The sequence below is a fragment of the Microbacterium sp. NPDC089695 genome (assembly GCF_044749085.1).
Classification (GTDB): Bacteria; Actinomycetota; Actinomycetes; order Actinomycetales; family Microbacteriaceae; genus Microbacterium.
On sequence record NZ_JBIVHG010000003.1, the window covers coordinates 1 to 23,089 of the forward strand.

General features: G+C 70.6%; 21 protein-coding genes and 1 riboswitch. Of the genes, 2 read left to right on the forward strand and 19 right to left on the reverse strand.

What is annotated here, in order from left to right; genetic code table 11:
• The first annotated feature begins 476 nt into the window (after positions 1 to 476).
• Complete coding sequence (locus ACIPYT_RS14565) at positions 477 to 1,808, forward strand: CoA transferase (RefSeq protein ID WP_401075693.1); 1,332 nt, start codon at positions 477 to 479, stop codon at positions 1,806 to 1,808.
• On the opposite strand, the gene ACIPYT_RS14570 is transcribed toward ACIPYT_RS14565, so the two are convergent.
• The 4 genes from ACIPYT_RS14570 to ACIPYT_RS14585 form a co-directional block, all read right to left on the reverse strand.
• Entirely contained in the window at positions 1,793 to 2,590 is a 798-nt protein-coding gene (locus ACIPYT_RS14570) for a DUF4184 family protein (RefSeq protein WP_401075695.1), read from the reverse strand. The two genes, ACIPYT_RS14565 and ACIPYT_RS14570, sit on opposite strands and share 16 nt — an antisense overlap.
• 100 nt (positions 2,591 to 2,690) lie before the next feature.
• Complete coding sequence (tyrS, locus tag ACIPYT_RS14575; protein WP_401075698.1) at positions 2,691 to 3,992, reverse strand: tyrosine--tRNA ligase; 1,302 nt, start codon at positions 3,990 to 3,992, stop codon at positions 2,691 to 2,693.
• 28 nt (positions 3,993 to 4,020) lie between these two features.
• Positions 4,021 to 4,875 carry a hypothetical protein gene (locus ACIPYT_RS14580; protein ID WP_401075700.1) on the reverse strand — a complete coding sequence of 285 codons (855 nt, stop codon included), beginning with the start codon at positions 4,873 to 4,875 and terminating at the stop codon, positions 4,021 to 4,023.
• Complete coding sequence (locus tag ACIPYT_RS14585; RefSeq protein WP_401075703.1) at positions 4,872 to 5,516, reverse strand: SatD family protein; 645 nt, start codon at positions 5,514 to 5,516, stop codon at positions 4,872 to 4,874. The genes ACIPYT_RS14580 and ACIPYT_RS14585 overlap by 4 nt, the downstream gene beginning before the upstream one ends.
• A 59-nt stretch (positions 5,517 to 5,575) precedes the next feature.
• Here ACIPYT_RS14585 and ACIPYT_RS14590 point away from each other — a divergent pair, with 59 nt between their 5' ends.
• Complete coding sequence (locus tag ACIPYT_RS14590) at positions 5,576 to 6,166, forward strand: DUF1349 domain-containing protein (RefSeq protein ID WP_401075710.1); 591 nt, start codon at positions 5,576 to 5,578, stop codon at positions 6,164 to 6,166.
• 21 nt (positions 6,167 to 6,187) lie between these two features.
• Here the strand turns inward: ACIPYT_RS14590 and argH are convergent, their stop codons facing one another.
• The 15 genes from argH to ACIPYT_RS14665 all read right to left on the reverse strand — a co-directional run bounded on the left by argH (position 6,188) and on the right by ACIPYT_RS14665 (position 23,056).
• Complete coding sequence (gene argH / locus ACIPYT_RS14595; RefSeq protein WP_401075713.1) at positions 6,188 to 7,618, reverse strand: argininosuccinate lyase; 1,431 nt, start codon at positions 7,616 to 7,618, stop codon at positions 6,188 to 6,190.
• On the reverse strand, positions 7,618 to 8,547 hold the full coding sequence (gene argF, locus ACIPYT_RS14600) for an ornithine carbamoyltransferase (protein WP_401075716.1): 930 nt from the start codon (positions 8,545 to 8,547) through the stop codon (positions 7,618 to 7,620). Before argF ends, argH begins: the two co-directional genes overlap by 1 nt.
• Complete coding sequence (locus tag ACIPYT_RS14605; protein ID WP_401075719.1) at positions 8,544 to 9,755, reverse strand: acetylornithine transaminase; 1,212 nt, start codon at positions 9,753 to 9,755, stop codon at positions 8,544 to 8,546. The genes argF and ACIPYT_RS14605 overlap by 4 nt, the downstream gene beginning before the upstream one ends.
• Positions 9,752 to 10,669, reverse strand: a complete 918-nt coding sequence (gene argB / locus ACIPYT_RS14610) for an acetylglutamate kinase (protein WP_401075722.1) — start codon at positions 10,667 to 10,669, stop codon at positions 9,752 to 9,754. Before argB ends, ACIPYT_RS14605 begins: the two co-directional genes overlap by 4 nt.
• Positions 10,666 to 11,823, reverse strand: coding sequence for a bifunctional glutamate N-acetyltransferase/amino-acid acetyltransferase ArgJ (gene argJ, locus ACIPYT_RS14615; RefSeq protein WP_401075726.1), 1,158 nt, complete (start codon positions 11,821 to 11,823; stop codon positions 10,666 to 10,668). Before argJ ends, argB begins: the two co-directional genes overlap by 4 nt.
• A complete protein-coding gene (argC, locus tag ACIPYT_RS14620; protein ID WP_401075729.1) occupies positions 11,820 to 12,878 on the reverse strand; it encodes an N-acetyl-gamma-glutamyl-phosphate reductase in 1,059 nt (352 codons plus the stop codon). The genes argJ and argC overlap by 4 nt, the downstream gene beginning before the upstream one ends.
• A gap of 241 nt (positions 12,879 to 13,119) precedes the next feature.
• Positions 13,120 to 15,258 carry a bifunctional hydroxymethylpyrimidine kinase/phosphomethylpyrimidine kinase gene (locus tag ACIPYT_RS14625; RefSeq protein ID WP_401075732.1) on the reverse strand — a complete coding sequence of 713 codons (2,139 nt, stop codon included), beginning with the start codon at positions 15,256 to 15,258 and terminating at the stop codon, positions 13,120 to 13,122.
• The gene (gene thiM / locus ACIPYT_RS14630) at positions 15,255 to 16,103 is read right to left on the reverse strand and encodes a hydroxyethylthiazole kinase (RefSeq protein WP_401075735.1); all 849 of its coding nucleotides are present in this window, start codon (positions 16,101 to 16,103) and stop codon (positions 15,255 to 15,257) included. Before thiM ends, ACIPYT_RS14625 begins: the two co-directional genes overlap by 4 nt.
• Positions 16,094 to 16,187, reverse strand: a riboswitch (TPP riboswitch). (Overlaps the previous gene by 10 nt.)
• Before the next feature lie 51 nt (positions 16,188 to 16,238).
• Positions 16,239 to 17,204 carry an NAD-dependent epimerase/dehydratase family protein gene (locus ACIPYT_RS14635; protein WP_401075738.1) on the reverse strand — a complete coding sequence of 322 codons (966 nt, stop codon included), beginning with the start codon at positions 17,202 to 17,204 and terminating at the stop codon, positions 16,239 to 16,241.
• A 68-nt stretch (positions 17,205 to 17,272) separates the two neighbouring features.
• Positions 17,273 to 17,596 (reverse strand): type II toxin-antitoxin system PemK/MazF family toxin, encoded by a 324-nt coding sequence (locus ACIPYT_RS14640; RefSeq protein ID WP_401075741.1) that lies wholly within the window; start codon positions 17,594 to 17,596, stop codon positions 17,273 to 17,275.
• 1 nt (position 17,597) lies between these two features.
• Positions 17,598 to 17,831: a hypothetical protein gene (locus ACIPYT_RS14645; protein ID WP_401075744.1), complete on the reverse strand. Its 234-nt coding sequence runs from the start codon at positions 17,829 to 17,831 to the stop codon at positions 17,598 to 17,600.
• Positions 17,832 to 17,893: 62 nt separating this feature from the next.
• Positions 17,894 to 20,398 carry a phenylalanine--tRNA ligase subunit beta gene (gene pheT / locus ACIPYT_RS14650; RefSeq protein ID WP_401075747.1) on the reverse strand — a complete coding sequence of 835 codons (2,505 nt, stop codon included), beginning with the start codon at positions 20,396 to 20,398 and terminating at the stop codon, positions 17,894 to 17,896.
• A complete protein-coding gene (pheS, locus tag ACIPYT_RS14655) occupies positions 20,398 to 21,438 on the reverse strand; it encodes a phenylalanine--tRNA ligase subunit alpha (RefSeq protein WP_401075750.1) in 1,041 nt (346 codons plus the stop codon). Before pheS ends, pheT begins: the two co-directional genes overlap by 1 nt.
• A 56-nt stretch (positions 21,439 to 21,494) precedes the next feature.
• The gene (locus tag ACIPYT_RS14660) at positions 21,495 to 22,412 is read right to left on the reverse strand and encodes an amino acid ABC transporter permease (RefSeq protein ID WP_401075753.1); all 918 of its coding nucleotides are present in this window, start codon (positions 22,410 to 22,412) and stop codon (positions 21,495 to 21,497) included.
• Entirely contained in the window at positions 22,409 to 23,056 is a 648-nt protein-coding gene (locus ACIPYT_RS14665) for an amino acid ABC transporter permease (RefSeq protein ID WP_401075756.1), read from the reverse strand. Before ACIPYT_RS14665 ends, ACIPYT_RS14660 begins: the two co-directional genes overlap by 4 nt.
• Positions 23,057 to 23,089 lie beyond the last annotated feature (33 nt).

Sequence of the window (23,089 nt, forward strand, 5' to 3'; positions counted from 1 at the left end):
TCCAAAGGAATCTCACCCTGCCGAAGCAGAGACGAGGTTATTTGGCATTTGACAAGTGCACGCTGTTGAGTTCTCAAGGATCGGACGCTCCCCCGACCCAACCATCACAGTCAGGCCCGAAGGGCAACTTCTCAATCTTACCCACCCTGTCTCGCTTGTCAAATCGGCGCGCGGCGCGGATCTGAGATCCGCTGCACAGCTGATGACAGCCGCAGAAGGGGTGGATCTCCCATCCTAGACGCAGGCGTCCGTTCTCACAAGTGAGAGGATCGGGAGGTGGTTCTCCGCTTGAGGGGGGTGAAGCTCTGGGCTTCTCCGCTTCCCTGTGGGGCGAACAAGTAATAAGTTACGGGGATTCCGGGGTTCTGGCAAATCGGCGCGCCCCGCCCGGGCGTGTCGTTGGCCCCTCGGGCGCGATCAGCCCGGGTCAGGGCCACTTTCCGTGCGCGAGACGCCGCGCGGGCTACGATCGCGGCATGAGTGTCGACGCCCTCGAGGTCCTCTCCCGCGTCGCGCGGGAGATCGGCATCCCCGCTGGGTCGCTCCCCCTGCCGGCGGACCTGCCGACCGTCCCGCTCCCCTCCCGGCTCTCCGTCGGTGACCTCGCCGCAGCAAGCGTCGCGGCCGCGTCCCTCGCGGCGGGACTCGAGCCCGCACTCATCGACGGCGTCCGTGTGGCGGCGGCCTACCGGAGCGATCGGCTGTTCGCCCTCGACGGCACGGCGCCTCCGGTCTGGTCTCCGTACTCCGGGTTCTGGCGCACGGACGACGGATCGATCCGCACGCACGGCAACTACCCCCACCATGCGGCTGCTCTGCGACGGGCGCTCGGGCTCACAGACCGCGCCGACGCGGATGCCGTCGCCGCCGCAGTCCACGCCCTCCCCGCGACGACAGCGGTCTCCCGGATCTCGGCTGTCGGAGGGCTCGCCGTCTCCGTCGACCGGGAGGACCCCGGTGTGGACGCCGGACTGCGCGCACTCCCGTTGCTCGATGTGCAGAGCGTCGACGGTACGAGCGCGGGTGCGGCGGCGGATCTGACGGACGCTCCCCCGTCGGCGCCGACGGACCGTGCTCCGCTCACCGGCATCCGCGTGCTCGATCTCACGCGGGTCATCGCCGGTCCGGTGGCCACGCGCACCCTCGCCCTGCTCGGGGCGGAGGTGCTCCGGATCGATCCGCCCGCCCTCGCCGAGCCGGAGTGGCAGCACCTCGACACGGGACACGGAAAGCGATCCGCCGTGCTCGATGCCCGCTCTGCGCGGATGGGCGAGCTGGTCGACGCCGCGGACGTGATCGTGCTCGGCTACCGCCCCGCCTCGCTCGAACGGCTCGGCCTCTCTCCCGCCGCCCTCGGGGCACGCAACCCCGGGGTGATCGTCGCGCAGCTCAGCGCCTGGGGCGACGAGCATCCGCACGCCGCGGGCTTCGACAGCCTGGTGCAAGCGGCATCCGGGATCGCCTGGATCGAGTCGACCGACGGCGTTCGTCCCGGAGTGCTCCCCGCCCAGGCACTCGACCACAGCGCGGGCTACCTGCTCGCGGCGGCGATCACCTCACTCGCCAGGCGTCCGCGGATGCACGATCGATCCTGGATCGTGCGCACCTCGCTGCGTCGCGTCGCCGCCGAACTGCTCGGGATGCCGCGCACCGCCGGCCCTGCTCCGACCGCTCTCCAGGATCCTGCGGTCGAGCACGCGACGCGCTTCCTCGTCGACGGCCGAGAGGTCGTGACCGCTCGGCCCGCCCTTCCGGGTCTCGAGTTCGCGGCGCCGCACCCGTGGGGATCGGATCAGCCGCGCTGGTGAGCGCGGCGGAACAGCGGGATCGCGAGGCAGAGCACCAGGGTGAGCGCACCCCACAGCGCGCACGCGGGTGGGAGCATCCGATACGCGAGGTGTTGCACCGTGAACTCCGCGGTGAACGGACCGTAGGCCACGTATCCGATGACGCACGCGGTGACGAGGATCACCGGCAGCGAGATCCACCACGCGAGGCGCACTCCCGCCGGGACCGCGCGAGTGACGTCGGCGCGCGGCACCGCTCGCCGCAGTCGCAGCAGCGCCCACACGCCGATCACGATGAGACCGACCACGCTCGACCCGTGCTGCAGCCACTTGAATCCGCTGAGCGGACCCCACATCGCGTCGAGTGCGGGGAACGTCTCGACGCCCCACCGCCCCTCGTGCGTGAACTGATCCCAGAAGATGTGCGACAGCACTCCGAGGATCAGCGACACCGCGAGCATCAGCGGGTAAAGCCGGCCCGGCATCCCGACCCCGACGGCTTCTCGCGCGGCGGCCGGACCCGATCGCGACCATTCGGCTGGAAGGCGTCGCGCGATCATCGCCGGCGCGAGTTCGGGCACGGCAGGACGCAGCAGCACCCGCCAGAGCAGGAAAAGCGCGAACGCGAGCAGCGCCGTCCACACGACGTTCGTCGCGGTATGCGTGAAGCCGTAGTCGAGTCCGACGCCCCGCACGAACAGCGGGAGGTCGGGCGTCATGGCACCGATCGCGATCGCGGCGGGCACCAGCGGAGTGCGGATGAAGGGCAGCGCGACCACGGCATGGCTCGGCGTGAAGGGCATCGCTGTTCTCCTGTCGGGCGACGGTCGCTGGAAGCCTAACGGCGACGACCGGGAGAGAACCCGGTCGCCGCCGTCGGGCGCCGATATACAGCAGCGAGGATCAGGAGACGAAGACCCCGGCCAGCGTCTTCTTGCCGCGCCGCAGCACGGAGACCCCACCCGGGAGCGATCCGTGCACGGCGGCGGATTCGTCGTCGACGCGGATGCCGTCGAGCGAGACGCCGCCCTGGCCGATCGCGCGACGGGCCTCCGAGAGACTCGACACGAGACCGGTGGCGACGAGCGCCTCCACCACGGGCGACCCCGTGGCTACGTTTGCGTTCGGCAGCTCCTCGAGCGCTGTGCGCAGAGTCTCCGCATCGAGCGCCGTCAGGTCGCCCTGTCCGAACAGCGCGTCCGAGGCCGCGATCACCGCGGATGCCGCGGCGGGGCCGTGCACGGTTGTGACGACCTCGAGCGCCAGTCGCTTCTGCGCCGCTCGACGGAACGGTTCGGCGTCTACCAGCGCCTCGTACTCTTCGATCTCGGCCCTGGTCAGGAACGTGAACACCTTGAGACGGTCGACCACGTCGGCATCCGCGGTGCTCAGCCAGAACTGGTACATCCGGTACGGACTGCACATCTCGGCATCCAGCCAGATCGCGTTGCCCTCGCTCTTGCCGAACTTGGTGCCATCGCTGTTCGTGATCAGCGGCGTGCCGATCGCGTGCACCGAGACGCCCTCGACGCGGTGGATGAGATCCGTGCCACTCGTGAGGTTGCCCCACTGGTCGGAGCCACCGGTCTGCAGCACGCAGCCGTACTGGCGGTAGAGCTCGAGGAAGTCCATCCCCTGCAGGATCTGGTAGCTGAACTCGGTGTAGCTGATGCCGGCATCCGAGTTCAGACGCGCGGCGACGGCATCCTTCTTGAGCATCGTGCCGACGCGGTAGTGCTTGCCGATCTCACGGAGGAAGTCGATCGCCGACATCGGCGCCGTCCAGTCGAGGTTGTTGACCATGCGGGCGGCGTTGTCACCCTCGAAGCTCAGGTAGCGCTCGACCTGCGAGCGCAGGCGGCCCACCCACTCCTCGACGGTCTCGCGAGTGTTGAGCGTGCGCTCGGCCGTCGGACGCGGATCGCCGATCAGTCCGGTCGACCCTCCGACCAGGCCCAGCGGCTTGTGGCCGGCGAGCTGGATGCGACGCAGCGTGAGCAGCTGCACGAGGTTGCCGAGGTGGAGGCTGGGAGCGGTCGGGTCGAAGCCGCAGTAATACGTGATCGGGTCCCCGGCGAGAAGGGCGCGCAGCGCCTCCTGGTCAGTGGACACGTGGACGAGGCCGCGCCACACGAGTTCGTCCCACACGTTCTCGAACGTGCGGTCGATCGCAGGGCTCGCTGTCGTCAGAGCGGAATCAGACACGCGCTCCAGGCTATCAGCGCGGGTGCGCTCAGCTGTGCGCGGCCCACCACACGAGGAAGGCGGCGCCGAGCGCTATCACCCAGCTCACGAGGCTGCCGACCAGGAAGTACTCGGCCCGCGCGCCCGTCTCGCCGTCGCGGGAGATCTCGGGGAAGCGCACGATGCCCTTGGCGGCGAGCATGGCCGCGAGGATCGGGTACGCCGCGGCGAGCGTGAGGATCAGGACGAGGATGCGCTCCAGAGGTCCGATCAGCCGACCGCCCTGGAACCCTGCGCGCGGATCGCGCGTGATCGAAGGGGCGGCCACGGGGGCGACGATCAGCCCCAGCGGATCGGCGTCGGGAGACACGGCGGAGGGAGTCGTCGGCGCGTCTTCGGGTTCGGCAGACGCCTCGGCTTCCGGTTGCTCCGTCTCGGCGCGCGACGCAGGGCGGGTGATGTCGGCCGGACGCCACGTGTGCTCGCCGTCGAGGGCGGCGCGGACGATCAGGTTCGACGACTCGAGCAGGAAGACCCCGGCGCCCAGTGCGAGCATCGCGAGATCGAAGGGCACGTCGCCGAAGGGCGAGCGCAGCTCCCACACCGAGCCGATGAGTCCGGTGTCGACACGCGGTGCGATGCCCACCACGGCGCCGATGCTCAGCAGCCCCAGGAGCACGGCCGGCCAGAACCCGAGCGGGGCGGGACGTTCGGAGGGCATGCACCACACCCAGAGTGCGCCGACCGCGAGCGCGAGAAGCATGGGGAGCAGCGCATCGCTCACGCTGCCGAGAAGGAGGAGGATCACCGCGACGGTGAGGTAGCCGATCCATCGCCGCGGGGCGAACTGCCGCACGAGGTCGGCGGCGCCGACCGCGAGCAGTGCGAAGCCGGCGACGATCATGCCGCACCTCCTCGGAGGGCGGCGACGCCGTCGAGCAGCGCAGCGCTCCCGGCGCTGCGCAGCGACTTGGACACGCTCGGCTGCGAGACGCCCTCGTCAGCCGCGAGATCTTTCTGCGACCTGCCGATCAGGCGGCCGTAGGTGAGCCGGCGCTCGCGCTCGGACATCGCCCCGACCAGCTCGTCGCGGACGAGGAGGTAGGCGTTGGACGCGGCGATCGTGCTCGGCATGACCTCATCCTGCCCCGGAGCACCGACAATCCAGGTCCGCGCGCCCGGCACGGCGCGCCCCTCCTTCGCATGCACCGCGTCGATCGCGGCGCGTGCCGCGTACCAGCCGGGCCCGTCGGCGAGCTCGCCGTGCACGGATTCGACCGCGCTCACGGCGCCGATGCCGATGCCGAAACGGAAGGCGATGCCGTCGGGCAGTCGCAACTGGATCATGAGGAGCGACACGAGGGCGTCTTCCAGCTCGCGGTAGACGCCCTGCTGCTCGTCGCCGACCGTGGGCGTGAGCGGCTGCTGCGCGAGGGGGAGGTCGCCCTCGACGCGGGAGATCGTCTCATCGAGGACGCGCTGCGCGGAGGCGCGATCTTCGAGCTTGCGCGAGCCCACGATGTCGGCGACCACGGCGATGACCATGCCATAACCGTAGCATGCATATTCTGGATTTATAACTAGATCGGTTATAAACTCCGATTATGCCTGAGTTCGAGAGCATCCCCTGGTCCGACGGAGTGTGGACGCACTCCCCCGCTGCCGTGTCGGCGACGGATGCCGCGCACCTCCGTGCCACCGCTGTGGAGGGCAGCGACGCCTGGCGTCACACCGCCTACGGGTTCGTGCACGACACCGAGCACGCGCTGCTCGCGCCGCTCGCCGTGGGCGAGGCCGTCGACGTCTCCTTCCGCGCCCCGTGGAGCGGACAGTTCGACCAGGCGGGCGTCTTCGTCCGTGCCGACGACGAGCACTGGGTCAAGGCCGGCGTCGAATACTCCGACGGACACCTCGGCCTCGGAGCCGTCGTGACCGACATCCGCTCCGACTGGTCGGTCGGGTACGTCGACGACTGGCGGGACGCCGAGATCACCGTGCGGGTCAGCCGCTGGGCGGATGCCCTCGTCGTCCGCGCCCGCGCGGACGACGACCCCTGGCGCCTGGTGCGCGTCGCGCCGTTCGACGGCGAACGCCCCGCATCCGCCGGGCCGTTCCTCGCCGCACCCACGCGCGCCGGACTCACCGTGACCTTCGCCCGCTGGACGAGGTCACCTGCCGACGACGCGCTGCACTGACCCGAAAAGCCCGAGGCGCCGTCAGAGACCCAGCGCGTGCGCGGCGGCCTGGGCCCGGGCCACGAGTTCCGCCCGCTGCTCGGCGACGCGCTCGGGCGCCGTGCCTCCGGCACCGGTCCGTGATGCCACGGATCCCTCGATCGTGAGCACCTCGCGGACCTCCGGGGTGAGGTGCGGCGACACCGAGAGCAGCAGCTCGTCGGAGGCATCCTCCAGGCCGATGCCCTGCTCCTCGCAGGCGCGCACCAGCGCACCCGAGATCTCGTGGGCGTCGCGGAACGGAACCCGGCGCTTCACGAGCCACTCCGCCACGTCGGTCGCGAGCGAGAACCCTTCGGGGGCGAGCGCCGCCATCCGGTCGGTGTCGAACCGCAGCGTCGCGATCATGCCCGCGAACGCCGGCAGCACGACCTCGAGCGTCTGCACCGAGTCGAAGACCGGCTCCTTATCCTCCTGCAGGTCGCGGTTGTACGCGAGCGGGAGACCCTTGAGCGTGGCCAGGAGACCCGAGAGGTTGCCGATCAGGCGGCCGGACTTGCCGCGGGCGAGCTCCGCGATGTCGGGGTTCTTCTTCTGCGGCATGATGCTCGACCCGGTCGAGTAGCCGTCGTGCAGCGTCACGAAACCGAACTCGCGGGTGTTCCAGAGGATGATCTCCTCGCTCAGGCGCGACAGGTCGACCCCCGTCATCGCCGTGATGAACGCGAACTCGGCGACCACGTCACGGGCGGCCGTGCCGTCGAGAGAGTTCTCGGCGGGGCGATCGAGCCCGAGCTCGCTCGCGACCAGCGCGGGATCGAGTCCCAGCGTCGATCCGGCGAGTGCTCCCCCGCCATAGGGCGAGACGCCCGCGCGCCGACGCCAGTCGACCAGGCGCTCCAGCTCGCGCACGAGCGGCCAGCCATGGGCCTGCAGGTGATGCGCGAGCAGCACCGGCTGCGCGTGCTGCAGGTGCGTGCGTCCGGGCAGGATCGCGTCGGGGTGCGCCTCGGCCTGCGCGACCAGGGCGTCGATCACCCGCAGCAGGTCGCGGGCGATCACCCGCGCGTGGTCGATCAGGTACATGCGCACGAGCGTCGCGATCTGGTCGTTGCGGCTGCGTCCTGCGCGCAGGCGCCCGCCGAGCTCCGGGCCGAGCTCGGCGATCAGCGCCTGCTCGAGCGCGCCGTGCACGTCCTCGTCGGAGGGGACCGGGCGGATGGTGCCGTCGGCGACCTTGCGCGCCACGGCATCCAATCCCTCGTGCATCCGCGCGGCCTCATCGGCCTCGAGGTAGCCGGCCGCCTCCAGCGCCGTCGCGTGGGCATGGGAGCCCGCGATGTCATACGGCGCGAGAATCCAGTCGAAATGCGTCGAGCGGCTGAGCTCGACCAGTTCCGGAGCAGGCCCGCTCGCGAACCGGGCGCCCCAGAGCGCGCCCTCGTTGGTCCCGTCGTTCTTCGACTCCGTCATCACGCGTCCTTCTTGCCGAGCAGCCACACGAGCAGGGCCTTCTGCGCGTGCAGACGGTTCTCCGCCTCGTCCCACACCACGCTCTGCGGTCCGTCGATGACCTCGGAGTCGACCTCGTACCCGCGGTCGGCGGGCAGGCAGTGGATGAAGATCGCCTCGGAGTCCGCGATCGACATGGTCTCGGGTGTCACCTTGTATCCGCCGAGATCGCGGATGCGCGCGAGCTTCTCCTCCTCCTTGCCCATCGACACCCAGGTGTCGGTGACCACGACGTCGGCGCCCGCGGCCGCTTCGACCGGATCCGTGAACAGCGTGATGGAGCCGCCGGTCTCGGCGGCGCGGCGATCGGCGGCCTCCACGACGTCGGCGCGCGGCGAGTAGTCGGCGGGCGACGCGATGCGCACGTGCATCCCCGCCGTGACGCCGGCGAGCGCGTAGGAGTGCGCCATGTTGCTCTGCCCGTCGCCGAAGAAGGTCAGCGTCAGACCCTTCAGGTCGCCCTTGTGCTCGCGGATCGTGAGCAGGTCGGCGAGCAGCTGGCACGGGTGGAAGTCGTCCGACAGCGCGTTCACGACGGGCACGCGGGTCCCGGCGGCCATCTCCTCGAGACCCGACTGCGCGTAGGTGCGCCAGACGATCGCGGCGACCTGGCGCTCGAGCACGCGGGCCGTGTCTGAGGGCGTCTCCTTGCCGCCGAGCTGGCTGTTCGCGGTCGAGATGATGAGCGGCGAACCGCCGAGGTCGGCGATGCCGACCGCGAACGACACCCGGGTGCGGGTCGACGACTTGTCGAAGATCACCGCCACGGTCTGCGGACCGGCGAGGGCCTTGTTCGCCCAGCGGTCCTTCTTGAGCTCGAGCGCGAGATCGAGGATCTCGGACTGCTCGGCGGGCGTGAGGTCGTCGTCGCGCAGCAGGTGGCGGGTCACAGGGCGGCCTTTCCGGAGGAGGTGAGGGATGCCGAGACGTCGGCGAGCGCGGCGGTGAAAAGGTCGCGGAACTCGACGATCTCAGCGTCGCCGATCGTGAGCGCGGGGGCGATGCGCACGGTCGCGGGGTTCGCGGCGTTGATGATCAGGCCGCGCTCCTGCGCGGCGGCGACCACGTCGTTCGCGACGGGGGCCGACAGGCCGACCCCGATGAGCAGACCGCGCCCGCGGACGCCGTCGATGAGCGGAGAGTCGATGCCGAGGATCACCTCGCGCAGTTCCTCACCGCGTCGCGCCGCGTTCTCGACGAGACCCGCGCGCTCGATCTCGGCGAGCACGGCGTCGGCCACGGCCGTCGCGAGCGGGTTGCCGCCGAACGTCGATCCGTGGGAACCGGGAGTGAACAGCGCGCTGGCCGCCCCGTAGGTGACGAGGGCACCGATCGGGAAGCCGCCGCCGATGCCCTTCGCGAGCGTGATGGCGTCGGGCGTGATGCCCTCGTGGCTGAACCCGAACCAGGCGCCAGTGCGACCGGCGCCGGTCTGGATCTCGTCGACGATCAGCAGCGCACCGTGCGCCAGGGTGAGCGAGCGGGCCGCCGCGAGGTAGCCCTCCGGCAGCTCCACGACGCCGGCCTCGCCCTGGATGGGCTCGACGATCACGGCGGCGACGCGATCGTCGATCGCCGCCTCGAGCGCCTCGTTCGTCGCGGGGATGTGCTCGACGCCGCCCGGCATGGGCTCGAAGGGCGCGCGCATCGCCTCCTTGGCGGTGAGCGCGAGCGACCCCATCGTGCGGCCGTGGAAGCCGTTCTGCAGGGCCAGGATGCGAGGCTTCGCGCTGCCGCCGTGCAGACGGGCGAGCTTGAACGCGGCCTCGTTCGCCTCGGCTCCGGAGTTCGAGAAGAACACGCGTCCGTCGATCCCGGCGCCGGCGAGGCGCTTGAGACGCGCGGCGAGAGCGAGCTGCGACGGCGTCGCGAAGTAGTTCGAGACGTGCGCGAGCGTCGCGGCCTGCCGCGACACCGCATCGACGAACACCGGGTGCGCGTGCCCGAGCGAGGTCACGGCGATGCCGGCGAGGAAGTCGAGGTGGCGTCGACCCTCGGAGTCCCAGAGGTACGATCCCTCGCCGCGGGTCAGCATCGCGAGGCGCGGCCCCGCGTTGAGGACCAGATCTGCGGCCGCGTCATCCTGCCAGGTGCTCATGCGTTCGTCCCTGCGCTTCCCACTACTACTTCCGTTCCGATTCCCTTGCTGGTGAAGAGCTCGACGAGCACCGAGTGCGGCACCCGTCCGTCGATGATCGCGGCAGCGTCGACGCCGCCCTCGACCGCGTCCAGGCACGCCCGCATCTTCGGGATCATGCCGGATTCGAGAGTCGGGAGCATCTCGACGAGCGCCTCCGACGTGAGGTGCGACACGAGCGAGTCGCGATTCGGCCAGTCCGCGTAGAGGCCCGGCACATCGGTGAGGATCACGAGCTTGCGTGCCTTCAGGGCGACCGCGAGGGCCGCCGCCGCGGCATCCGCGTTCACGTTGAGCGACTGCCCCGGATGATCGAGGTCGGGCGCGATGCTCGACACGACAGGCACACGCCCCGCGGCGAGGTGGTCGAGCACGGGGGTCGGGTCGACCTCCACGACATCGCCCACGCGTCCGAGGTCGATCTCCTCGCCGTCGATGACGACGCCGCGACGGCGCCCGCCGAACAGTCCGGCGTCCTCGCCGCTCAGGCCGGTGGCGATCGGGCCGTGGGAGTTGATCTTCGACACGAGCTGCGGGTTGACCTGGCCGGTGAGCACCATGCGCACGACGCTGATCGCCTCGGTGTTCGTGACCCGGTAGCCGCCCTTGAACTCGCTCGGGATCTCGAGGCGGTCGAGCATGTTCGAGATCTGCGGGCCGCCGCCGTGCACGACGACGGGCTGCACGCCCACATATCGCAGGTAGGCGATGTCCTGCGCGAACGCCTCCTGGAGCTCGTCCGAGACCATGGCGTTGCCGCCGTACTTGACGACGACGATCTGGTCGCGGAACTTCTTGAGCCACGGCAGCGACTCGATGAGCGTCGAGGCCTTGACGGCGGCGACGTCCGGCGTGGTGTCCTGGATGTCGGTCATGAGGCGTAGGCGCTGTTCTCGTGCACGTAGTCGTGGGTGAGATCGTTCGTGAGGATCGTCGCCGTGGCCTCGCCCACCTTGAGGTCGATCACGAGGTGCGTGGCGCGCGGCGTGAGGTCGACCTCCTCGCGCGGACGGTCGGGGCCTCCCTCGCTGCACACCCGGACGCCGTTCATCCACACGTCGACGTCGTACGGGTCGAACTGCGCGGCCGTGGTCCCGATCGCGGCGAGCACGCGCCCCCAGTTCGGGTCGTTACCGAAGATCGCGGCCTTGAAGAGGTTGTTCCGCGCGACCGAGCGACCGACGTCGACGGCGTCGGACTCGGATGCCGCGTGCGTGACCTCGATCGTGATGTCGTGGCTCGCGCCTTCGGCGTCGCCCTGCAGCTTGACCGCGAGCTCCTGGGAGAGCTCGCGCAGCGCGTCGGAGAAGTCCTCGAGCGAGGGAGCGATGCCGGAGGCTCCGTTCGCGAGCAGGGTCACCTGGTCGTTGGTCGACATGCAGCCGTCGGAGTCGAGGCGGTCGAACGTGGTGCCGGTGGCGGCGCGGAGCGCGGCATCCGCCTCGAGCGGCTCGAGCACGGCATCCGTCGTGATGACGACCAGCATGGTCGCGAGCCCGGGTGCGAGCATGCCCGCGCCCTTGGCCATCCCGCCGATCGTCCAGCCGTCGCGGGTGACGACAGCCGTCTTCGAGACGCTGTCGGTGGTCATGATGGCCTCGGCGGCGAGCTGTCCGCCGTCCGCCGACAGCTCGGCGATGGCCTGCTCGGTGCCCGCGAGCACCTTGCCACGGAACACCTCGTCGCCGACGCCGATGAGACCCGTCGAGCACACGAGCACATCGCCCGCGCCGATGCCGAGCAGCTCGGCGGCCTTCTCGGCCGTCTGATGGGTGGTCTGGAAGCCGAAGCTCCCGGTGAAGCAGTTCGCCCCGCCGGAGTTCAGCACGATCGCCTCGACCACGCGGTCAGCGACCGCCTGCTGCGACCAGATGATCGGGTTGGCCTTGGCTCGGTTGCTCGTGAACACCGCGGCGCCGACCTTGCGCGGACCACGGTTGACGACGACGGCGACATCGGGCTTGCCGGTCGACTTGAGACCGGCGGCGACCCCTGCCGCCTCGAATCCTGCGGGGGCGGTGACGCTCACGGCGCGACTCCGTTCACTGAGAGGGCGCGGTCCTCGGGGAGGCCCAGCGCGAGGTTCATGGACTGGACGGCCGCACCCGCGGTGCCCTTGACGAGATTGTCGACCGCGGTCACGACCGTGACCCGGTCGGCTGCGCGATCGATCGCGAGGCCCATCAGCGCGGTGTTGGCGCCGAGCACATCGGCGGTGCGCGGGAACTCCCCCGCGGGCAGCAGCTGCACGAAGGTCTCATCGCCGTACGCGGACTCCCACGCGGCGCGGATCTCCGCATCGCTCACACCGTCGACGATCGGCGCGGTCGAGGTCGCGAGGATGCCCCGCGCCATCGGCACGATCACGGGAGTGAACGAGATGCGGATGCCCTGGTCGGTCGCCTCGCGACCGGATGCCGCGGCGAGCGCCTGACGGATCTCGGGGATATGCCGGTGCGTGCCGCCGACCGCGTAGGGGTTGGCGGTACCGAGGATCTCGCTGCCGAGCAGGTTCGTCTTGAGGCTCTTCCCCGCCCCGGACGGACCCACCGCGAGCACCGTGACGATGTCGCCGGGGTCTATCACTCCTGCGGCGACGCCGGGCGCGAGGCTCAGGCTCACGGTCGAGGCGTTGCATCCGGGGGCGGCGATGCGCGTGGCGGTGCGCAGGGCGTCGCGCTGCTTGGACTCCCCGACGAGCAGCTCGGGCACGCCGTACGCCCACGGCTCGTGGAAGGCGCCGCCGTAGAACGCGTCCCACGCGTCCGGTGCGGTGAGGCGGTGGTCTGCTCCCGCGTCGATCACGAGAGGGGTATCGCCCAGAGCATCCGTGTACTGGCCCGACTGGCCGTGCGGCAGCGCGAGGAACACGATGTCGTGGCCCGCCAGGATCTCGGGGGTCGTGTCCTGCAGTGTGAGGTGCGCCAGCGAGCGCAGGTGCGGCTGGTGCTGGACGAGCGGCTGGCCGGCGTTCGAGTGCGCCGTGACGGTGCGGATCTCGATGTCGGGATGCGCTGCGAGAAGGCGTAGGATCTCGCCGCCCGCATAGCCGGATGCGCCGGAGACGGCGACGGAATACGTCATGGTTCTACCTTAACGGTCGGACCCCGCGCGGAAACGGGGTGCAGTGTCGGGGGCCGAGGCGGCGACACCGGCGACAGGCCGCCGTGGAGGCAGGCGCGAGCGCGGGGTCGCCTAGAGTCGGCGGCCGCCGCGGCGTCGGCGCACGACGATGACGCTCGGAGCGAGCGTCAGGGTGGCGGAGACGGCCGAAGGCATGCCGCGACGATAGCGCGCGCCGCGCGGCGCGCGCAAATCAGCGGCGTCATGCTGCGCCGAGCGGCGCCGCGAAGAAGGCGAGCTCGTGGGCGCTCGAGGTCTCGAAGGCACGGAGCATGCGCGCGCGACCTGAGGCATCCGCGGCGGCCGCCGCGCGCATGGTGTACTCGACGGCCCGCTCCGTCGCCTCCTCGAACGCAGGGTCGGCGTAGGTGGCGAGCCAGTCGGCATAGGGATGCTCGGGGTCGAGCGCGGCGGCATCGAGCTCTCCCGCGTGCAGTCGGCGACCGAGATCCGCGTACAGCCAGAAGCAGGGCAGCACGGCCGCCACGAGTTCGGCGTGGTCGCCGCCGAACGCGACCGAACGCAGATGGTCGAGGTACGCCGTGGTCGCGGGCGCCGGGTCGGCGGCGAAGATCACGTCGTCCGTCCGCCGCTGCGGGGTCAGCCACGAGGCGTGCAGGTCGAGCTCGCCGACGATCGCGCCGCGGGCGGAATCGGCCCAGAACGCCTGCTCGCCCGATGTCGGGGCGCGCCGCGAGGCCTCCGCGAGCACACGCGCGTACTCGCGCAGATACAGAGCGTCCTGCTGCAGGTAGAACAGGAACGGTTCGCGATCGAGAGTCCCTGCGGCGAGCGCACGGATGAACGGCAGGCCGTCGATGCCCGCGCGGAGCGACGCGATGCCCTCCCACCAGTCGTGGCGGAGCTCCTCGGGGGACGGACGCGACACTCCTCCGCTCTCCCACAGCGCCGAGAAGTGATTCACGGGACCGCGCCCACGACCGACGTGCAGCGCAGCACCCGTGCGCAGGGAACCCCGCAGCCACTTGCGGGCCGACGACACCGCGTCGACCGGTCCCTCACCGCGCGCCAGACGTGTCGCGAGGGCGGCGGAGAGCGAGCATCCCGTGCCGTGGGTGTTCTCGGTGGCGATCCGCGTTCCCCGGAACTCACGAAGAGCGCCTCTGCTCGCGTCGACGAGCGCGTCGGGCACGTCGTCACCGGGAAGGTGTCCGCCCTTGACGAGCACGGCGGCGCCGATCCGCCGCGACAGGTCCTGCGCTGCGGCGAGCGCGTCGTCCCAGCCGTCGACCGCGCGGCCCGCGAGCACCGCGAGCTCCGGGAGGTTCGGCGTCACCACGTCTGCGCGTGCGAGCAGGTCCGCCAGGGCCGATTCCGCGTCCGCGTCGAGCAGTCGGTCTCCGCTCGTCGCCACCATGACCGGGTCGAGCACCACGATCGGCGGATGCATCCGGTCGAGCCAGTCGGCCACGACGCGGATGACGTCGGCATCCGCCAGCATCCCGATCTTCACGGCGTCGACGACGATGTCCGCCGAGATCGCGTCGAGCTGGGCGCGCAGGAACTCTGCGGGCGGCACGTGCACTCCGCGCACCCCCTGCGTGTTCTGCGCGGTGAGCGCGGTGATCGCCGCCATGCCGTAGCCGCCGTTCGCGGCGATCGACTTGAGATCGGCCTGGATGCCCGCACCGCCCGACGGGTCGCTGCCGGCGATGCTGAGCACCCGCGGGATCCCGGCACGGCGCCACTGCGCGAACAACGCCGCCGCGGCGGATGCCGGATCGGGAGCCGAGCACAGCGCGGAGACGACCGCGACGCCGGCGGCACCCGCGCGACGCAGCGCTGCGACGTCGTCGATCGAGACTCCGCCGATCGCGACGCACGGCAACGGGCTCGCGGCGACGAAGGCACGGAAGCCCGCGACACCCAGTGCCGGCGGGTGGTCGGGCTTGGTGCTCGTGGGATGGATGACGCCCACCCCGAGGTAGTCGACGGTCCCGATCGGCAGCGAACGGACCGCGTCGAGATGCTCGGGCGTGTTCGCCGTGAGGCCGATCAGCGCGTCCGGGCCGAGGAGCTCGCGGGCCCGGAGCACCGACGCATCGCCCTGGCCGAGGTGCACCCCGTCGACGCGCGCACCGAGAGACCGCGCCGCGAGCGCCGCATCGAGTCGGTCGTTCACCACGAGAAGTGCGCGCCCCGCGATCGCCTCGGACAGCGCGACGAGCTGCGCGGCGACCTCGGCATCCGTCGCGCACTTGTCGCGCAGCTGCACGATCCGCACGCCTCCGTCGACGGCCCGCCGCACGGTCTCGATCACCCCGCGGTCGCCGCACAGATCCGGGTCGGTCACGAGGTACAGCGACAGGTCGGCGATCACAGCGCGACCTCCTCGACCCGGGCCTCGGCCACCACGTCGTCGGGTGTCACAGCGGCGAGGGCGTCGAGGAGCGCGACCGCGAAGCTCCCCGGCCCCGAGGACTCCCTGGCCGCGCGCTCCGCGGCGACCGTGTAGACGAGGGATGCCGCGGCCGTGGCCGTGAGCGCGTCCTCGTCGGTCGCCCAGGCCGCACCGAGGAACGCGGCCATGAGCGCGCCGAGAGCGCACCCGCCGCCCGTGACGCGAGTGAGCAGCTCCGTACCGTTCGCGATGCGCAGCACCCGCTCGCCGTCGGTGAGGAGATCGACGGGACCGGAGACGGCGATCACCGATCCGGAGCGTCGCGCGAGCGCGATCGCGGTCTCGGCGGCGGCATCCGTCGTGTCCGTCGCATCCGTCCCCCGACCTCCCCCGCTCTCTCCGGCCAGCGCGAGGATCTCGGAGGCGTTGCCGCGCACGGCGGTCGGACCGCTCTCGAGGAGCTCACGCGCGAGCGCGGTGCGGACCGGCAGGACTCCGATCGCGACCGGATCGAGCACCCACGGCGTCTCCTCGACACCGGCGGATGCGACCGCCTCCCGCATCGCGGCCCGCTGTTCGGGCGTCGGAGTTCCGAGGTTGACGAGCAGCCCGGAGGCGACTCCCGCGAACATGCCGGACTCGCCGACGATGTCGACCATCGCCGGCGCGGCACCCACGGCGAGCAGGGCGTTCGCCGTGAACCCGGTCACCACAGAGTTCGTGATGCAGTGGGTCAGAGGCGGGGCCTCACGGAGCGCGGACAGCAGCTCAGCGGCCGAGACGGCCAGGGTCGAGACGGATGGCGGACGCAGACGATCGCTCATTGCGACATCCCTTCGCTAGTACGAACTAGATCAGGTTCGACGGGTCTGTTCTCAGCCGCGGATGCGGCACCCCGTGTCACTCGCTCGCAGTCTAGCGATGCGCCGCCGGTCGTCCCGGTGAGCGCCCTGCGCGTGTCAGCCGAGCCGCGCCAGCAGCTCGAGTTCGTCGGCGCGCGTGAGTCCCGCACGGCGCGGACGCTCCACCCCGCGCTCGTTCTCGTCGGCGACGACGCGCGCGATCGTCTCGTCCAGGTCTCGCAGCTCGCCCCCGCCGGCGCGGTAGCGCGCGTTCGAACGGGTCATGAACCCGGTCATCTCCGCGGGGAGCCACAGGGGCAGCGAGCGGTCGCCCATCCAGTACTCCACGTCGTGCGCGCGCAGCCAGTCGTCGTCGGCGGCGCGGGTGTCGCCGCGATGCGCAGCCACCGTCCTCATCCGCTCGATGACTTCGCCCAACGGATGCCGGTCGCCGATAGCGTTCACCACGCCCGTCGCACCCGTCGACACGATGAAGTCGGCGAGGTCGTCGACGTCGATCACCTGCGTCGTACGCCCACGGGTGTCGGGCAGCAGCACCGTGCCGTCGCCGTCGCGCAGGAACGCCGCGGCCCAGTATCCGAACCGGTCGCTGGGGTCGCCGTCGCCGACGATCAGGCCGGGACGCACGATGAGCACGCGATCGCCGAGCGTCGCCACGGCCTCCTCGGCCGCGACCTTCTCGGCGCCGTATTCGTACTCGGCCCCGGGCTGTGCGGCGGCGTGCAGCGGCGCGCTCTCGTCGGCGTCGGCCGTCGCATCGTCGGCGTAGACCGACATCGACGACACGTACGTCCACCGGCCGGCGCGAGAGCCGAGGGCAGCGACCGCCGTGCGGACGTGATCGGCGCGTGATGACACGTCGACCACGTGGTCCCAGTCACGTCGCGCCACGATGTCGAACGCGGCAGGGTCGTCGCGGTCGCCGATCACGAGCGTCACGCCCTCGGGTGCGGGTCGCCCTCCGCGGGCGAGGCACGTGACCGTCGCTCCCGAGAGCAGCCACCGTCGCGCGATGCGCCCAGAGAGCCAGCCCGTTCCGCCCAGGATCAGCACATCCGTCATGAGGCCATGTCACCAGCATCCGCCCGCGAACGGAAGGGGCCTCCGCTCTCAGCGGAGGCCCGCCGAGATCAGTCCTGCTCGCCCATCACGAGCGCATCGAGATCGAACGCGAGGATCACGGCGCGAGCGAGCAGGGCTTCCTGCGCCTCGGACAGATACCCGATGGTGCGCCCCAGGGTGGAGGCAGGGACCGTCACGGTGTTGTCGAGCGAGATCACGCTGGGGTGGTCGAGGCCGTCGGCGGGCCCGACCGGCACTTCGCTGCTCAGACCTTTCACCGTGGAGGTGATGGGCGCGACGGCGACCTTGGTCATCGCCGCTCTCGCCGCATCGCGTGTCAGCACGACCACGGGGCGCGTCTTGTCGAGTCGGGCAAGACAGATCTCCCGCACTTCAACGCTCTATCTCGATGGTGCCGACGGTCCAATCCACCAGCACGTCGAGGTCGTCGCCCGCGCCGCGGCGCGTCAGGATGTCAGCATCCTTCTCCGCCGCGCGACGTCGCAGCTCCCGCTGGATGGCGATCGTGACGAGCGCCGTGCGGCTCGGCGCGGCGCCAGAAGCCACGAGCGCGTCGAGAGCCGACACCGTGGTATCCGGAAGCCGAACGGCGATCTGCGTACTCATGCCCACAGCATAACTCCTTGCATCCCGTTTCGGGATGCAAGGAGTTCCGCTGAGTCGAAACGTCAGTCGCGGATGACGGCGTCGAAGCGCTCGGCCGCGACCGCGACGCCCGCGAGCTTGGCCTCGGTCGCCTCGGCGGCGGTGAGCGTGCGGTCCTCGGCACGGAACCGCAGTGCGAACGTGAGGCTCTTCGACCCCTCGGCCACGCCGTCGCCGCGGTAGTCGTCGACCAGGCGCACCGATTCGAGCAGCGCACCGGCGCCCTCGGTCAGCGCCGCGCTCACGGCTCCGGCGGGGACGTCGGCGCCCACGACGAGCGACACGTCCTGCGTCGCGGCCGGGAACGTCGACAGCGATGTGGCGATCGCCTTCTCCCCCGCGAGACCGAGGATGCCGTCGAGGTCGAGCTCGATCACGGTCGCTCGACCCGGCAGGTCGGCGCCGGCCGCGACGTCGGGGTGGAGCTCACCGACGTACCCGACCTCGACGTCGCCGACCGCGAGCACGCCGGTGCGTCCCGGATGCAGGGCGGCGCGCTGCGACTGAGCGACGTCGATCGTGACGCCCGCGGCCTCTCCGATGACGCGCACGGCGTCGAGCGCCTCGCTGAGACCGGCGGGCTCCGCCGCGCGGCCGGGCTGGCGCGCCACCACGTTGCCGGTGAGCAGCACGGCGACGTGGCGGTGCTGCGGCGGGATCGAGGCGTTCAGTTCGGCGAGCGTCTCGTCGGACGGGCGCACTCCCAGCGGCGGCACCTCGGCCGTGCCGTACTCCACGCCCGGCTCGGGAAGGAACACGACACCGGTCTCGAAGAGCGCCAGGTCCGTCAGGCCGCGCGAGATGTTGCGGTGCGCGATCTGCAGCAGGCCGGGCACCAGCGAGCGGCGCAGGGAGGGTGCGGCGCCGTCGAGGGCGTTCGCGAGACGGATGCTCGGCACGTGCTCCCCCGAAGGCGAGCCATGCAGGTCGTTCTGCGCGTCGGTCGTGAACGGGAACGACGGCGTCTCGACGAGCCCCGCGGCGGCGAGAGCGTTCGCGACACGGCGACGCCCCTGCTGCAGGACGGTGAGTCCGCGGCCCGACGGCGGGGTCGGCAGCACGGAGGGGATGCGGTCGAGTCCGTGGATGCGGGCGACCTCTTCCGCCAGCGACCACTTGTCGGTGAGGTCGGGGCGCCAGGTCGGCGGGATGACGGTCCATCCGGCGTCGGCGTCGGTGACCTCGGCGCCGATCGTGGTGAGCGCGCCGGTGATCTCGGCATCCGTGTAATCGACGCCGATGAGCCCCTCTACGAAACCGGTGGGGAGCTCGATCTCGGCGACGAAGACCTCGGCGAACAGCGCGCCGCCCTCGTCGGTGAGCGTTCCGCCCGCGAGTTCGACCATGAGGTCGGCCGCGCGACGGGCGGCGACGAACGGCACGAGCGGGTCGACGCCGCGCTCGAAGCGCTTGGACGCCTCACTCGGCAGTTTGTGCCGACGCGCGGTGCGCGCGATCGTGACGGGGTCGAAGGTCGCGGCCTCGATGAGCACGTTCGAGGTCGTCTCGCTCATCTCGGTCGTGCCGCCGCCCATGACGCCGGCGAGACCGATCGGCCCCGACTCGTCGGTGATCAGCAGGTCCTCGACGTGGAGCTTCCGCTCCTGCCCGTCGAGGGTCGTCATCTTCTCGCCCGGCGTCGCGCGGCGAACCGTGATGCCGCCCGCGAGCTTGTCGAGGTCGTAGCCGTGCAGCGGCTGACCGAGCTCGAGCATGACGTAGTTCGTGATGTCGATCAGCACGCCCAGCGAGCGCATGCCGGCGAGCGACAGCCGCGCGATCATCCACGGCGGGGTCGGGCGCGAGGGGTCGACCCCGCGCACCACGCGCGTGACGAACTCGCTCGCGCCGACGTTGCCGCGCACCGGGGCGGTGTCGTCGACGATCGCGGTGTGGCCCGCACCCGGCTGCAGTTCGGCGAAGTCGCGCTCGGCGGGGTCGCGGAACTCCGCGCCCGTCGCGTGCGAGTACTCGCGGGCGATGCCGCGCACCGAGAACGCGTAGCCGCGGTCGGGCGTGACGTTCACGTCGACCGCGACGTCGTCGAGGCCGAGCAGCGCGATCGCGTCGGTGCCGACGGGCGCGTCGAGGCCGAGGTCGGAGAGCACGACGATGCCGTTGTGCTCATCGCCGAGACCGAGTTCACGTGCCGAGGCGATCATGCCGTCGGAGACGTGTCCGTAGGTCTTGCGTGCGGCGATCGGGAACGGCCCGGGCAGCACGGCGCCGGGCAGCGTCACGACGACCTTGTCGCCGACGACGAAGTTGTGCGCGCCGCAGACGATGCCGCGCACGCCGCCGTGCGCCTCGCCCACGTCGACCTGGCACCAGTTGATGGTCTTGCCGTTCGACTGGGGCTCCGGCTCGAGCGACACGACCTGACCGACGACGATCGGGCCCTGGAGCTCGAAGCGGTGGACGTCCTCCTCCTCGAACCCGACGGAGACCATCGCCGCGAGGACGTCCTCGGGCGTCGCATCCGCTGCCACATCGACGTATTCACGCAGCCACGAGAGCGGGACGCGCATCACACCACCATCCCGTACTGCTCGCTGAAGCGGACATCGCCCTCGGCCATGTCACGCATGTCCTGCACGTCACTGCGGAACATGAGTGCCCGCTCGACGCCCATCCCGAACGCGAAGCCGCTGTACACGTCGGGGTCGATCCCGGCGGCGCGCAGCACGTTCGGGTTCACCATGCCGCATCCGCCCCACTCGATCCAGCGCGCGCCGCCCTTGAAGGTCGGGTGCCACAGGTCGAGCTCGGCGGAGGGCTCGGTGAAAGGGAAGAAGTTCGTGCGGAAGCGGGTCTTGGCCTCCGGTCCGAAGAGCTGGCGCGCGACGTGGTCGAGCGTGCCCTTGAGGTGGGCCATCGAGATGCCCTTGTCGATCACGAGGCCTTCGAACTGCGTGAACACCGGCAGGTGCGTCGCGTCGAACTCGTCGGTGCGGTACACGCGGCCGGGGCACAGCACGTAGATCGGCACCTCGCGGTCGAGCATCGAGCGCACCTGCACGGGGCTCGTGTGCGTGCGCATCACGAGGTGACGCGACGCGGGGTCGACGTAGAAGGTGTCCTGCTCCTGACGGGCCGGGTGGTCGACGTCGAAGTTCAGGGCGTCGAAGTTGAACCACTCGTGCTCGAGCTCAGGGCCCTCGGCGATCTCCCACCCCATGCCGACGAAGATGTCGGAGATCTGCTCGCTGAGCAGGGTGAGCGGATGCCGGGCGCCGACGCGCGTGCGCGAGGGCACGGCCGTGATGTCGACGCGCTCGGCCTCGAGACGGGCGGCGACCTCGGCCGCGGCGAGCTCGGACTCCTTGGCCGCGAGAGCCTGGGTGACCCGTCCTCGTCCCTGGCCGACGAGCTTGCCGAACGCCGCCTTGTTCTCGGGGGCGACCTGGCGCATCGAGGCGTTCAGGACCGCCAGGGGCGATCCCTCAGCCACGTGTGCCGCGCGGGCGGCTTTCAACTCGGCGGTGTCGGCGGCGGCGGCGATGGCGTCGAGCGCCGCCGCGACCGCGGATTCGACCGCCTCCGGGGTGATTTCGAGAGACTCAGACACGAGAGACGAGTCTACCGGCGCGCGGTGACGCGCTCAGAACCGAGCGCGTCACCGCGTCATCGTCCGGATGCCGAATCGGTCTGGGACACGGAGTCACGCTGCGTCGCGATCACCTGCGTGAGCGTGGCCTCGTCATCGGCGGCGACGTTCCCCGCGGCAGCGGCCTGCGCCGGAGAGCGCTTCACGCGCTTCTGCAGACGGAACGCCACGTACGAGAGGAGGAGGCAGACCGCCACGTACATCGACCCGCCGACGATCGCCGCCGGGATCAACGGTGAGCCGTACGGCGCCTGGTTGCCGATCTGATTGATGACGTACAGGAGTTCCTGGTACGTGATGATGAACCCGAGGGCGGTGTCCTTGAGCGCGACCACGAGCTGGGCGATGATCACGGGCATCATCGCCCGCACGGCTTGCGGCAGCAGGATGAGGCGCATGACCCCGGTCTTGCGGAGGCCGATCGCATAGCCGGCCTCCTTCTGCCCGCGGGGCAGCGATTCGACACCGGCGCGGAGCACCTCGGCGAGCACCGACCCGTTGTACACGATCAGCGCGATGACGACGGCCCAGTACGGCGGCATCCGCACCCCGATCACGGGAAGGCCGTAGTACAGGAGCATCATCAGGATGAGGACGGGGATCGCGCGGAAGATCTCGATGATCCAGCGGACCGGTTCCCTGACCCAGGCATGCTCGGACAGGCGTCCGACGCCCAGGACGAATCCGAGGACGAGCGAGCCGACGCCGGCGACGGCGAACGCCGCCAGAGTGCTCAGCAGACCTTCCCCGAATCGCACCCAGACAGCCGAGAACGTGAAGATGTTCCACTTCTCCGCGGTGAACTGCCCGGTGGCGAACAGTCGCCAGACGACCCACCCGAGTACAGCCAGGACCACGAGGACGGTGGCGACGCCGATGAGGCGGTTGCGAGCGACGGCCCGGGGACCGGGGACATCGAAAAGAACGGAGCTCATCGCACGATCCTCCACTTGTTCTCGAGTGTGCTCTGGACCCAGCTGAGCACCAGCACGAGTACGACGAAAATGACCATGACGCAGATCAAGACGGCGAGGGCGCTCTCGCCGCGCTCGCTGAGCGCCGCGCGAATCGTGCCGAGGTTCACGACGGAGAATCCGGCGGCGACAGTCGTGTTCTTCATGAGAGCGATCAGGACGCTCATCATCGGAGGCACAACGGAGCGGGTGGCCTGCGGCAGCACGACGAGGCGCATGACCTGACCGAAGTTCAGGCCGATCGCCCGCGCCGCCTCGGCCTGGCCGACCGGCACGGTGTTGATGCCGGCGCGGAGAGCCTCCGCGACGTAGGTCGCCGTGTAGATGCCGAGCGCGAGAACAGCGAGAAGCAGTGAGTTCACCCGCTCACCCAGGAGGATCGGCAGGCAGAAGGCGAAGAAGAACATGACCAGGGTCAGCGGTGTGTTGCGGATCCAATTGACGTACACGCCGCCCACTGCACGTGCGATGGGCACCGGTGAGACGCGGGCTGCTCCGACGATCAGTCCGAGGACCACGGCGATCAGTCCGCCGCCGAGGAACAGCACGATGGTTCCCCACAGCGCCTGCCCCCAGAGGTCGAGGTGGTCGGTGATGACTCCCACTGCTGCTCCTGTCGATTCGGGTTCTCGAGCGGA

What these genes read in the sequence shown, in the direction of transcription:
- ACIPYT_RS14565 (WP_401075693.1), top strand. Translation starts at nt 477, where the DNA reads ATGAGTGTCGACGCCCTCGAGGTCCTCTCCCGCGTCGCGCGGGAGATC.
- ACIPYT_RS14570 (WP_401075695.1), bottom strand. Translation starts at nt 2,590, where the DNA reads ATGCCCTTCACGCCGAGCCATGCCGTGGTCGCGCTGCCCTTCATCCGC.
- ACIPYT_RS14580 (WP_401075700.1), bottom strand. Translation starts at nt 4,875, where the DNA reads ATGATCGTCGCCGGCTTCGCACTGCTCGCGGTCGGCGCCGCCGACCTC.
- ACIPYT_RS14585 (WP_401075703.1), bottom strand. Translation starts at nt 5,516, where the DNA reads ATGGTCATCGCCGTGGTCGCCGACATCGTGGGCTCGCGCAAGCTCGAA.
- ACIPYT_RS14590 (WP_401075710.1), top strand. Translation starts at nt 5,576, where the DNA reads ATGCCTGAGTTCGAGAGCATCCCCTGGTCCGACGGAGTGTGGACGCAC.
- argH (WP_401075713.1), bottom strand. Translation starts at nt 7,618, where the DNA reads ATGACGGAGTCGAAGAACGACGGGACCAACGAGGGCGCGCTCTGGGGC.
- ACIPYT_RS14605 (WP_401075719.1), bottom strand. Translation starts at nt 9,755, where the DNA reads ATGAGCACCTGGCAGGATGACGCGGCCGCAGATCTGGTCCTCAACGCG.
- argB (WP_401075722.1), bottom strand. Translation starts at nt 10,669, where the DNA reads ATGACCGACATCCAGGACACCACGCCGGACGTCGCCGCCGTCAAGGCC.
- argC (WP_401075729.1), bottom strand. Translation starts at nt 12,878, where the DNA reads ATGACGTATTCCGTCGCCGTCTCCGGCGCATCCGGCTATGCGGGCGGC.
- thiM (WP_401075735.1), bottom strand. Translation starts at nt 16,103, where the DNA reads ATGAGCGATCGTCTGCGTCCGCCATCCGTCTCGACCCTGGCCGTCTCG.
- ACIPYT_RS14635 (WP_401075738.1), bottom strand. Translation starts at nt 17,204, where the DNA reads ATGACGGATGTGCTGATCCTGGGCGGAACGGGCTGGCTCTCTGGGCGC.
- ACIPYT_RS14645 (WP_401075744.1), bottom strand. Translation starts at nt 17,831, where the DNA reads ATGAGTACGCAGATCGCCGTTCGGCTTCCGGATACCACGGTGTCGGCT.
- pheT (WP_401075747.1), bottom strand. Translation starts at nt 20,398, where the DNA reads ATGCGCGTCCCGCTCTCGTGGCTGCGTGAATACGTCGATGTGGCAGCG.
- ACIPYT_RS14660 (WP_401075753.1), bottom strand. Translation starts at nt 22,412, where the DNA reads ATGAGCTCCGTTCTTTTCGATGTCCCCGGTCCCCGGGCCGTCGCTCGC.